General features: G+C 42.1%; 8 protein-coding genes. All 8 read right to left on the reverse strand.

Annotation, left to right across the window (positions count from 1 at the left end):
- Positions 1-370: 370 nt before the first annotated feature.
- The 8 genes from pbpD1 to recQ all read right to left on the reverse strand — a co-directional run bounded on the left by pbpD1 (position 371) and on the right by recQ (position 12277).
- A complete protein-coding gene (gene pbpD1 / locus CFS04_RS07615) occupies positions 371-1711 on the reverse strand; it encodes a D-alanyl-D-alanine carboxypeptidase PBPD1 (protein ID WP_088810049.1) in 1341 nt (446 codons plus the stop codon).
- A 114-nt stretch (positions 1712-1825) separates the two neighbouring features.
- Positions 1826-3517, reverse strand: coding sequence for a CocE/NonD family hydrolase (locus CFS04_RS07620; RefSeq protein WP_088810050.1), 1692 nt, complete (start codon positions 3515-3517; stop codon positions 1826-1828).
- A 100-nt stretch (positions 3518-3617) separates the two neighbouring features.
- A complete protein-coding gene (locus tag CFS04_RS07625) occupies positions 3618-6008 on the reverse strand; it encodes an immunoglobulin-like domain-containing protein (protein WP_088810051.1) in 2391 nt (796 codons plus the stop codon).
- A gap of 237 nt (positions 6009-6245) precedes the next feature.
- Positions 6246-6515, reverse strand: a complete 270-nt coding sequence (locus CFS04_RS07630; protein ID WP_088810052.1) for a YiaA/YiaB family inner membrane protein — start codon at positions 6513-6515, stop codon at positions 6246-6248.
- 123 nt (positions 6516-6638) lie between these two features.
- Positions 6639-7766: a GGDEF domain-containing protein gene (locus CFS04_RS07635; protein WP_159457911.1), complete on the reverse strand. Its 1128-nt coding sequence runs from the start codon at positions 7764-7766 to the stop codon at positions 6639-6641.
- 91 nt (positions 7767-7857) lie between these two features.
- A complete protein-coding gene (locus CFS04_RS07640; RefSeq protein ID WP_088810054.1) occupies positions 7858-8214 on the reverse strand; it encodes a hypothetical protein in 357 nt (118 codons plus the stop codon).
- 122 nt (positions 8215-8336) lie between these two features.
- Positions 8337-10496, reverse strand: coding sequence for a DNA topoisomerase III (locus CFS04_RS07645; RefSeq protein ID WP_088810055.1), 2160 nt, complete (start codon positions 10494-10496; stop codon positions 8337-8339).
- Positions 10493-12277, reverse strand: a complete 1785-nt coding sequence (gene recQ / locus CFS04_RS07650; protein ID WP_088810181.1) for a DNA helicase RecQ — start codon at positions 12275-12277, stop codon at positions 10493-10495. The genes CFS04_RS07645 and recQ overlap by 4 nt, the downstream gene beginning before the upstream one ends.
- Between the last annotated feature and the right edge of the window lie 95 nt (positions 12278-12372).

The following is a 12372-nucleotide window of genomic DNA, read 5'->3' on the forward strand; positions in this document are numbered from 1 at the left end:
CTTGCTTGTACCGCTTGAATACGAGCACGCATGGTGGCATTGGCCTTTTGTAAGGCTTCTTGAAAGGCACGTACTTCGGCAATACTAATCCGGCTCATGAGGACAACGCCTTTCGAAGCTCGGCTTGCGTATGGTGCTTACTTCTTGTCTCCCTTAACTCGCTTATGAATGTACGCAATTGGTTTTTGCTAATTCGGATTTTAATCATATCCATTCACCTCTTTGTTGTCTAATAATTACATGGTTCAGTATAACACAAAGGAATATAAGAGGGAATTGTGCACGAAATCGCTAATTTTACAACTAAAACAAATACATTCATTGCAAAGCAAACCCTAGACAAATCCTTTGCCTAGGGTCTAAAATTTTTTTAGTTAAACCAACCTTTAACTCCGTCAGATACGTATGTTCCTACACCTTGGAAGAAACCGCCGACTGCATGCATGCTTTGCGTGAACCAGCCTGCTTCTTCGACATTTGCATTTGTGATAACTGGAACGGTTAACACGTCTGTGCCGTCAACATAGCCTAGCTTATCACCATCTTTAAGAGTAATGGACATCGTTCCTACGTTGGTACCTTTTTTGACTGGCGCATCAATTGACTTTTCTTTTAATGTTACTTTGTTGTCTAATTTGGCATCACCAGTTGAAATGGGGACAACGAGATTGGCATTTTCTCCAGTTACAAGGCCAACTGTATCTTCTTTCCCTTTCACGACATCAATCGTTTTAGGGTCTTTCACTGCAGTTCCTGCTTTTGCTACTTCTTGAACTTTAAAATTATTGAAAGCATAATCGAGCATTTTGTTTGTTTCGTCAAAGCGCGCACTGTTGTGCTGACCTGCGCCAGTTCCGCCATTTGCATGGAGAATGACTGTGATGACGCGCATACCATTTTGTTCAGCCGTTGCAGTTAAGCACATTCCCGCGTAATCAGTCGTACCCGTTTTAAGACCATCAACGCCTGTGCGGCCGTAAATCAGGCCTGGCAGAAGCCAGTTCCAGTTTGTCATTGCGATACGGTCGGACGTTCCCGGTCGGAAATCCTTCTTCGTAATGCTCGCCGTTTTCAGAACTTCTGGATAGTCATCGACGAGATGTTTCGCTAGTTTTGCCATGCCACGCGCGGTCATCTGGTTTTCATCTTTATTCGTCCCAACTTGTTCCATACCTTTTAGATCTTCATTGTTTAACCCAGTAGAATTGACGAACTTGTGGTCGCCAAGTTTTAGCTCATTCGCTTTCTTATTCATCATTTCAACAAACTTACCTTCGGAACCGGCGATTTTTTCCGAGAGTGCAATAGCCGCACCGTTTGCGGAATAAATAGCTATCGCCTCATATAACTCTTGGACGGTGTATTCTTCGCCGAGGCGGAGTGGCACGTTTGATAATGACGTGTCTTGTGAAATTTTGTGAGCGTACTCTGAAATCGTGACTTTATCGTCCCATTTTATTTTTCCATCATGAATTTGCTCAAGGAGAATGTATTCATCCATCATTTTCGTCATGGACGCAATACCTAATAATTTATCGGCATCTTTCGAATATAAGATTTTTCCAGTACTTTCCTCTATCGCAATGGCTGCACTCGCATTCACGTTTGGTGCATCTGCCGCCTGCGCTAAACTCGGGCTCATAAATAGTCCACTAATTGCAATCATTCCAGCCATTAAAACAGCGCCGATTTTTTTTGTAAATTTCTTCACTCTACCTTCTCCTTTATAAAACCACTGGCACGCGCCAGTTTTCTCTAAAATTAAAAACATAACCATTTTATTTTACCATGAATACGGAATACCGTACACCAACTATAGACTTATCTATTTTTTTATTATCGGCAAAATGACACAGGACGGATGTTCCGCATCATGAAAAATAACTTGGTTTGCGGGGATGCTCGTCGCCGTGTCAATAAAGCTTCCACCAGTGTTTGGATTCGGATCAAAACGCGGGAAGTTGCTTGAGGAAATTTCCACGCGAATCTGATGCCCTGGAAGAAACACATTACTAACTGCCCATAGATCAATCGTATATTTTAAAATGTGGTTTGCGACGTCATTTTGATGCACACTGGACGCACGAATGATTCCATCGGTCAAATTGAATGCCGTTCCGTCTGGCGCAACGTCCACCAGTTTGGCCGTAAAATCGGTGTTCACCGCATCCGTTTTCGCATACAATTCCACAACAATCGGCCCTGTCACTTCAAGTGGCTCCTCCACCGGAGCGGACGTGTAGCACAAAACATCTTCGCGAAGTTCAAGCGCCGCCTGATCTTTCGGTCCATCAACTTGAAGCCCCTTGTGGAGCGTACCACCGCCATTCGATGGCACCGGATTTTCAGGATTATACGTGTAAAAATCTTGCGTTTGATTCCCCTCCGGAAGCTTTGTGTGCAGCCTGCCGTAGCCATTTCGCGTGTTCGCCGACCCTTCGCTTGCCAAATAAAACGGCGTGAAGTGCGTATTCTCAAGCGGCCAATTTTTCGCCGACCGCCATTCATTCGCCCCCATCGCAAAATATTCAACCGCTGGACGCGGCGCCTCATCTCTGCCCTTCAAATGATGATCAAACCACGCAAGATGCAATTTATGCATACTCGGCCCGCTAAATTTATTCGCCGCCGACCCAAAATCCCGATTTCCAATGTACTGTGTGAAATTCGCATGCGTCCATGGCCCAATAATCAGTTTATCCCCCAAACCACGTTCATGCCCATTTTTAAAATTCGCAATCGTTTTATCCAAAAAGCAGTCGTACCAGCCCGCAATATGTAGCCCCGGCACATTCACACGCGCATAATGATCCCGCACCGTAATCCCGCGCCAGTGCGCATCATCTGGCCGAAGTGAGAGCAATTCCGAAAAATAATTCATCGCACCCGTTCGCACAATTGGTGGCCACTCCACATACGGCTTAAAGTCATACCAAGAATCAATGTCGTCTAAGTCACGCAATACATCTTGCAGACGCTCACTCCGTTTTGATGACTCTTCCCGTGCAATCATATTTGGAAGCATCGACTCCAAATTCCATGTTTCCCACATGCCGAGTTCGAGCGCACCGTTATGGTCATTAAACACGTCTGTCATACTATTTTGCGCCATCACAGGTGCAATCGCTTTTAGTTCAGGTGCTCCGCTAATCGCAGCAAGCATTTGCGTATAACCATAGTAAGATAGGCCAAACATGCCCACCACGCCGTTTGCATATGGCAGGTTAGCAGCCCATTTAATCGTGTCAAACCCGTCACTTTCCTCCGCCACATATGGCACAAATTTTCCAGAAGAAGAATAACGACCACGCACATCTTGCACAATAACCACGTAGCCCGCCTCCGCCAAAATTTCCGCCCGCATAAAGTTCAAACCGTACTCCTTGCTATAAGGTAGCCGCGTTAGTAAAACCGGGTAAGTGCCTTTTTCTGGGCGATAAATATCCGCCATAAGTGTAACCCCGTCACGTGTTTCCATAGCTACATTTCGTTCTAAAACAATCCGTCTCGATTCCATTTTAAAACCACCTCTCCACCTTATTTTTTCGTAAATTGGAAGAGAAGTCAAAAAAGAGGCTTCCTAATTTGCAGGAAACCCCCATTGTAATGATTTACTTCTATTTAGATACTTTAACGCTTTCCTTATTTTCCTTCTTCTTTTTTCGCCATAGAAGAAGCATTCCGAGTGTCAATAAGATAAACCCTAGCACTACCGTTTTGGTCGATGCAGTATCTCCCGATTTCGGAAGTGTTTTAGTTGGCTCAGATAATTTCAAAAGTTCCGCTTGTACAATGACTTCGCGAGTAAATTCCGCCACATTCCCGTCCGAATCCGTTACTTTATAAAAAACTTGGTACGTATCTGGGTAATTTGTATTTACGTTATTCGAAATAATTTCAATCTTAGCTGTCAAGTTGCCGTCCTCTTTATCTTGCGCTGTTAGATAGACAAACGGGTCAAACAACTCACCTTGTTTTAAAGTTATCGTCTCCTGCCCCGTTATAACCGGCGCCTCAGTGACAATTACTGTACGTATAAAGAACGCTTTATTTCCATCGCTATCCGTCACTTCGTAGCTTACTTCATACGTATCTGATTTACTCGTATCGACGTTGTTGCTTGTAATCTCAACTTGACTTGTAATGTCTCCATCTTCTTCATCCGTCGCGTTTATCGTACTCATTGGATCAAATTTCGCATTTGGATTTAAACGCGTTTTAGCTTCCCCAGTTATTAGCGGCATTTCTGTAACCAAAACCGTGCGGGTAAATACAGCTTTATTCCCGTCACTATCCGTCACCTCGTAGCTAACTTGATACGTGTCTGGTTTGCTCGTATCAACATTATTACTTGTAATCTCAACTTGACTCATCACTTCCCCGTCTTCTTTATCCGATGCCCCGATTGTACTCATTGGATCAAATTCCGCATTCGGATTTAAGCGCGTTTCCATCTCCCCTGTTATTACTGGGGCTGCTGTCACAATAACGGTACGAATGAAAGTCGCTTTATTTCCATCACTATCCGCGACCTCGTAGCTTACTTCATATGTATCAGATTTACTCGTATCAACAGGGTTGTTCGTTACAACAACACGACTCGTTATATCTCCGTCCTCTTTGTCAGCCGCTCGAATCGTGCTCATCGGATCAAATTCCACATTCGGGTTTAAGCGTGTTTCGCGCTCACCCGTTATCGCTGGAATATCTTTTACAATAATCGTGCGGTTAAAAGTCGCTTTATTCCCGTCACTGTCTGTAACTTCATAGCTTGCTGCGTATCTGCCTGATTTACTCGTATCAACCGAATTGCTCGTTACACGAACACGAGCTGTAATATCCCCGTCCTCTTTATCCGTCGCACGAATTGTACTCATTGGGTCAAACAGAGCATTCAGTTGTATAACCGTTTCCGCTTCCCCCGTGAGGACAGGTCGTTCATCGGTTCTCACCGCAATCGCATCATCAACTGCGTCTGCATTGTAACTTTCTTCCTCAAAGTTTTCATCACTATAGGTTGCTGCTGTATCAGGGCTCGCAGCAGATGTTTCACTGCTCCCAGTTAACGGAATGGTTACATTCACAGTAGCATTTTTTGCAATACTATCTGTTTTAAAAGTAAGCGTGCGCGTCGCTTCATTATAACTTTCCTGACTAACCCTCGTATTCGCGGACGTTAATCTTCCAGTTGTGTAGGATAACTCATTCGGAATCCGAACAGAAAATTGATTGTTAACAGCTGTCATCCCACCTATATTTTTAGCTTCCAATTGATAATCCGCACTCTGACCAATTTTTATACTATCCAAAGAAAATTGACCCTTCACTTGAAGTTCAGACGGCGTTGTAAACTGGACGTTATCTAAATAGTTTCCTCTACTCGTAAACTCACCCGTATTACTGACCGCACGAAATTGAAAGCGCGTTGTTGTTTGGCCCTCAGGAATTGTATAGCTACCTTTATATTCTCCCCAGCCACTATTCCCATCAGTCATTCTTACTTGTTCAATTAGTGCCCCACCAGGCGCACCAAATTCAGCAATAGCAATATCTGCCTTTTGTCTACCCATGTGATAGACTTGCCAACGAATTTTTGTCCCTGGTGTTGTTGAAATATCTTGATAAAGCGCTGAATTCTCATGTGCATTTAGTTCGGCCCATTGCGTGCCACTTTGTGCATGAAAAGTTTGCTGAATAATCGTATCAATAAAACCTGTCTTCAATAACTCAATTTGATTGTCGCTAGCTGTTGTTTGCCACCCTGGTACAAGCGATGCGTCAAACCAGTTCCAGTTTTCCGCACTGTTAAAAGATGGATTCTCAAAATCACCATTTTGAAGCGTATTAACTGCTGCATCATTTTGAACGTTTGAATGACTTACTGCCGTATCCGCATCTACTTGCATATCTAGCTTTCCTTTGATAATAGGCGAAATGATTAAGCCTGTCACAAGAGTCAAAACAGCAATGATTCTCATCTTTTTTTTGCCGATTTTTTTATTTTTCATTCAATCAAACCCCTTTTTGTTGAATTTTTTAAATTTTACAAATTATCTAACGATAAATTTGTATTTACAATATACACATATTTAAAAATAAGTGACAACCTTTATCTTTATATAAATCGAATCAAAAAACCTATTTTCACTTTTTTGTCAATTTTCAAAGACAAATAACTACATTTTGGACCTATCATACAAAAAAAACAAACCAGAAATTCTCCTTCTGGTTTGTTTCAACGTAAACTAATTTTGACTTTCTCGTTCAGCACTTTGATCAATTGCACGGAACATCTGATTGTAACGCTCTTCGTCTTCTTGATTATCCCGTACTACTTTTGCAACTGTGAAGGCAGATGAAATTAAACCAACAGCTCCCATCAAGTAATATCCTTTTACCATTAACGGTTCTTTTAACGTAATTAACCCAATTACCATCAATGCTAAAAATGTAACAAATGATCCCCAAGCCAACAATACAAAAGCTGGTGAATTTCGATAAGCTTTTCTCTTCATAGATAGTCTCCTTTTTTATAAATCTGTTTACTTATTCACTATATCATACCATTGTATGATTATTTGTGACAATTTTTCGACACTTATTCTTTTAAACATAAGAATTTTCCCGATTCCAGTTACTTATCCAGCAACCGCGTCTTGCATGTCTTCACTATTACATAAAACTACTTTGTTTCTCCCCGTATGTTTAGCCTCATAGAGCGCTTTATCTGCATATTGATAAAGCTTATTAAGTTGCTTTCTACTTTTTCCACCCGATGCGATACCGATTGAAATCGTTGTTCGAATTGTTTCGCTTGAGCTAAGTATAATAGGATGCTCTTGAATAGCTAATCGAATTTCTTCACCTATTTCATGGGCTTTTTCACTAGGCGCGTTTGGCAGTAGGTAGCAAAATTCTTCCCCGCCGACTCGGAAGAGATTTTCAGGCATCTCCACTTTCGTTTTCATCGTTTGAGCAATTGATTGGAGTACGCGGTCACCAGATGCGTGCCCATACGTATCGTTAACTTTCTTAAAAAAATCAATGTCCATAATAAAAATGGCGAGCTCCTGAATTTTCGGGTTCTTCGCAAGCTCTTTTGTACGGCTGCTGAAAGCTCTCACATTGTACAGCCCCGTTAAAAAGTCCACATACGCGTACTCAACCTCTTCGCGGAGTAAGCGTCGCGTCGTGAGCATATCATTGATAATAAAATTAATGCTAAATAGCGCTACGAATGAAACTACGAAGATATTCCCGCCAATAAAAAACACAAATGGCTGATATCCGTAATAAAGAAACAACGTAGCCGTATAAATCGTCACCCCTATTGTGTTTAAAAGGAGAAAGGACTGGATTTGGTGCAATTTGCTTTTCCTAAGCTTCACCGCAATAAAAATAAGCGGGAGTGCCACGGTTAACGTGCAAAACACCCCAAATAGCGTAGCTTCGTTTAGTCCTCCACCAATAAAAATACGAATGCCACAAGCAACCAGGGCGGCAAGGAGCGCAGGGGAAGCGCCAATATAATACGCTAATAGCATAAAAACAATAAAACGTAAATCAACTTGAATACCACTTGGTAACTTAATCGCGAAAAACATCAAAGCAAAGTTCGTCACAGAAGCCGCCATAACAATATAACAACGTGTTTTCCAAGTAAGACTCAACTTTTTTTCATTTGGAATTATCTTATTGATGATGTAGCAACCAGTAATCACAATGAAAACGTTGGTCAGAGACGCCATAATAACTTCTATTAACATATACATTCCTTTCCATGATAAATTCGTCTACTTTATTTTAACAATTTAAGCAAAGAATGTAAAATTAATCACAAAAAGGCGGTTTTGCCATTCAAATCTTATTTAACCTAACTTCCAACTCTTTAACCCAATTTGTAATGGCGTCATAAAACAAGACAAACTCAAAATCAGACATATTATAATGAACTATATATTGATTATCACGTAAGCAAATCATAATCGAAGAACGTATTTGTTCCTCCAAAGCATCTTTTTGAATGTCTTCACGATAAAATACCCAGTGTGTGGCTGTTGGGATTGGCTCCGTTTTCTTCTTTAAGTCTTCTGCAATGAGTCTACAAATTGTTTCTTCTAGTCCCTCTTCCTCTATGCTTGAAAAGTGCCCGTACCAAAGCGTACGACTGCATTCCTCACCTGAAGAGTGGCTCTCATCATAAAATTGTTTCATCTGCTTCAGCTCCTTTATACCTCTTAATTAAATCCTCAAGAAATTGCGTTTGATTATCAGACAACCTCTTTATTATAACTAGCAAAATCGAATGTTCCACGTGAAACATTCGATTCCTTCAACTACTTATCTAACTTCAATTTAGCTAAAGCCTCTGCCATAGGATTGTTAAATGGCTCATCTTCTTGTTTATTCTGCTGTTTCATATATTTCGCAACATCTTTTTTAGAAACATTTTTATTTTTTTCTTTGCCACGACGATCATTAAAGGCACTCAGTTTTTCACGATAGCCACACGTACCACAAACAAAAATTTGTTTATCTCCTTGCCCTTTTAGCTCTAGTTTTTTATGGCAATTGGGGCAGCGCGCATTGGTTGCACGCGATAGGGATTCGCGGTGCCCGCATTCTCGGTCTTGGCAAACTAGCATTGTGCCGCGCTTACCTTTGACCTTCAGCATTAACTTACCGCAGTCTGGGCATTTTTGCGAGGTGACATTATCATGCTTAAATTTGCGATCGTTTTGCTTGATTTCTAAAACGGCTTTTTTAGCATAGTCGCGCATTTCGCTCGTGAATTTTTGTTCGTTCAGTTTTCCAGATGCAATTTGCGATAGCTTTTGCTCCCAAACAGCCGTTAATTCTGGGGATTTCAAATCAGACGGAACTAAGTCCAGCAATTGGCGTCCTTTTGATGTAATTTGAATTTCTTTCCCGTGTTTTTCCAAAGAAAAGCTGTTGAAAAGTTTTTCAATGATGTCTGCGCGTGTTGCTACTGTGCCAAGCCCCCCCGTTTCACCAAGCGTTTTTGCTAAACTCTTATCGGAAGTCGCCATATACTTGCTTGGATTTTCCATTGCCGAAAGCAGTGTGGCTTCATTGAATCTTGCTGGCGGTTTGGTTTTTCCAGAACGAATTTGAACCTGTCTGACAGGAATTTTATCGCCGACTTTCATTTTGGTTACCGTATCAGCTTCATCGTTCCGCCCAGCTATCGCCTTCCAGCCAAGTGATTTAACTACTTTTCCTTTTAAAGAAAAGGCGACATCTTCCATCTTAGCTTCTACGCTCGTTTCCTCGTACACATAAGGCTCGGAAAGTACGGCTAGAAAGCGCGTTACAACTAGGTCATAAATTTTCCGTTCTTTGTCCGATAAATCGCCAAGTGACACAGTTTCTTCAGTCGGAATAATCGCATGGTGGTCACTAACTTTGCGGTTATCAACAAAAGATTTATTCGCTTTTATTCCTTTTTGGATAATGCTGCGCGCAAATTTCGCATATTCGCCGACACCGCAACCTTCAAGACGCTCTTTCAAAGTAGGTACGATATCATCAGAAAGATAGCGCGAATCTGTACGTGGATAAGTCAGCACTTTATGACGCTCATATAAATTTTGCATTAAGTTTAATGTTTCTTTCGCAGAGAAATCATAGCGCTGGTTCGCATCACGTTGCAGTTCTGTTAAATCATACAGCCCCGGCGAAAAACTCTTTTTCTCTTTCACATCGACACTCGTCACATGCAAATCAGCACCACGCAATTTTTTCAGAAGCGTTTCAATTCGCTCCTTATCAAAAACTTGCCCCTCTTTCCAAGTAAAAGTCCCATTTTCTGTAACGGCTTCGAGCGTATAGTGTTCTCTTGGCTTAAATTTTTGAATTTCTTCCTCACGAGCGGCAATCATTGCGAGCGTAGGCGTTTGAACCCGACCACAAGACAGCTGCGCGTTAAATTTCGTCGTCAATGCGCGTGTTGCATTAATCCCAACAACCCAGTCCGCAACCGAACGGGCAACTGCCGAATGATATAGGTTTTCATAGTTCTTTCCGGGCTTTAAATTTTTGAAGCCTTCCCGAATTGCCTTGTCCGTCACAGACGAAATCCACAGGCGCTTAACAGGTTTGCGCACTTTCGCATAATCAAGCACCCAGCGCGCAACTAGTTCGCCTTCGCGTCCCGCATCCGTCGCAATGACAACCTCCGAAACATCCTTTCTAAGCAAAAGTTTCTTCACCGTTTCGTATTGACGGCGTGTTTCTTTAATTGGTACTAACTTCATTTTTTCGGGTAAAATTGGGAGATCTGCCATATCCCAACTCTTAAATTTCGCGTCGTACATCTCAGGATCCGCCAGCGTAATGAGGTGCCCAAGAGCCCACGTCACAATATATTTGTCGCCTTCTAAAAAGCCGTTCTTGCCATTTCCGCGCGCATTTAAAACGCGACCAATATCTTTACCAACTGAAGGCTTTTCAGCTAGCACTACTGTTTTTGTCATTCTACATTCACTCCAGTTTGTTCATTTTGTAAAAGCGTTAAAAATTCAAAGCCATATTTTTCCATCTTCACCGCTCCAACACCTTTAATTTTCAGCATATCCGCTTCATTTTGCGGCATAAATTGACACATTTCACGCAGCGTTTCATCCGAAAAGATAATGTATGGTGGGACCTTGTCGCGTACGGAAAGCTCTCGTCGTTTCTCACGTAACAATTCGAATAGCGTTTGGTCCACATCAAGAACAACACGCGTCGCCTGTTTCGCTTCTTTTCGCATCACAATTAGTTCCGATTTCAGCACTTGAACGGCTTTTTCCGTCAAATAAAGCGAAGGAAATTGTCCGTCTGCCGGTTGTAAATATTTTTCCGCTGTCAAATAGTCGATGAGTTGCAAAACGTCTTTTTGTGACATGCCTTTCATTAAACCGTGCGTACTAAGCTGATCAAAACGCCATTGCTTCACTTTTTGGTCATTCGATCCGGTTAAAACTTTGGCCACAAGCACCTTTCCGAATCGCTCGCCCATACGTTTCACACAAGAAAATACTTGCTGTGCTTGAATCGTAATATCTTTTTCCTCACGTGTATCTAAACAATTACTACATTTCCCGCAGTTTTCCTCGTCCTCACCGAAATACTGAACGATATATTTTTGCAAACAAATCTCTGTGTATCCGTAACCCGACATTTGTCGCAGCTTGCGGTATTCGTTCTCTTTCCGTTCATCCGGGAGCTCCGATTGCTCAATCAAAAACTGCTGAATATGCGTATCCTGCGGCGAAAACAGTAAAATACAGTCACTCGGCACACCGTCACGTCCCGCACGTCCTGCTTCCTGATAGTACGCCTCCATGTTGCGCGGAATGTTGTAATGCAAAACAAAGCGCACATTCGATTTATTGATGCCCATGCCGAATGCATTTGTTGCTACAATCACTCTTTTTTCGTCAAAAAGGAAAGCAGTTTGTGTTTCGTCGCGCTCCGTATCATTCATGCCCCCGTGATATTTTCCGGACGAAACCCCGTTTTTATTCAAAAACTCCGCAATCCGTTCGACTTCCTTACGCGTAGCCGCATATACAATGCCCGATTCGGTATTATTTTGTGCCAAATAATCGAGCAAATACTTATCCTTGTCTTGCCCTTTTACGACTTGAAAAGCTAAATTATCTCTAGAAAATCCCGTTTTGATAACATGCTCATTTTGAATGCCGAGCAATTTGCAAATATCCTTTGAAACGTCTGGCGTTGCTGTAGCCGTCAAAGCGACAATCAGCGGCCTTACAGCCATATCATTCAAATAATCGCACAGCTTCAAATAGCTTGGCCGAAAATCGTGTCCCCACTGTGAAATACAGTGCGCCTCATCAATTGCAAAAAGCGAAATTTCCGTTTCATCTAAAAGGCTTTGAAATTGTGGCGTGTCTAGTCGTTCGGGTGCAATATACAGCATTTTGAGGTTCCCTGTCCGCGCCAAATTAAGTCTTTCATTCACTTCTCGAATGGATAATGTGCTATTAATAAACGTCGCCGAAATTCCCGCTGCATGAAGCGCATCGACCTGATCTTTCATGAGCGAAATAAGTGGCGACACCACAATTGTAAGCCCCTCAAAAACAAGTGCCGGAATTTGATAACATAGCGATTTCCCGCCGCCCGTCGGCATAATCGCAAGCGTGTCTTGCCGATTTAAAAGCTGCCGAATCGCTTCTTTTTGCCCCGAACGAAATGACGCATAACCAAAGCTCTTTTGTAAAATCTCTTCTGCCTGTTTGAGCACCATATACGCCTCCTTTTCCGAATTTAGTCTATTTAAAAGTGTACCACAAAACGCGCAAAATGAATAATCGCTCACCAAACGCAAAATTCCATTTT

It is taken from the genome of Listeria sp. ILCC796 (genome assembly GCF_900186175.1).
In the GTDB taxonomy this organism is placed as follows: Bacteria; Bacillota; Bacilli; order Lactobacillales; family Listeriaceae; genus Listeria; species Listeria goaensis.

Coding starts and splice junctions, on each gene's coding strand:
- CFS04_RS07645 (WP_088810055.1), bottom strand. CDS start 10,496: ATGACAAAAACAGTAGTGCTAGCTGAAAAGCCTTCAGTTGGTAAAGAT.
- CFS04_RS07635 (WP_159457911.1), bottom strand. CDS start 7,766: ATGTTAATAGAAGTTATTATGGCGTCTCTGACCAACGTTTTCATTGTG.
- CFS04_RS07630 (WP_088810052.1), bottom strand. CDS start 6,515: ATGAAGAGAAAAGCTTATCGAAATTCACCAGCTTTTGTATTGTTGGCT.
- CFS04_RS07625 (WP_088810051.1), bottom strand. CDS start 6,008: ATGAAAAATAAAAAAATCGGCAAAAAAAAGATGAGAATCATTGCTGTT.
- CFS04_RS07640 (WP_088810054.1), bottom strand. CDS start 8,214: ATGAAACAATTTTATGATGAGAGCCACTCTTCAGGTGAGGAATGCAGT.
- CFS04_RS07620 (WP_088810050.1), bottom strand. CDS start 3,517: ATGGAATCGAGACGGATTGTTTTAGAACGAAATGTAGCTATGGAAACA.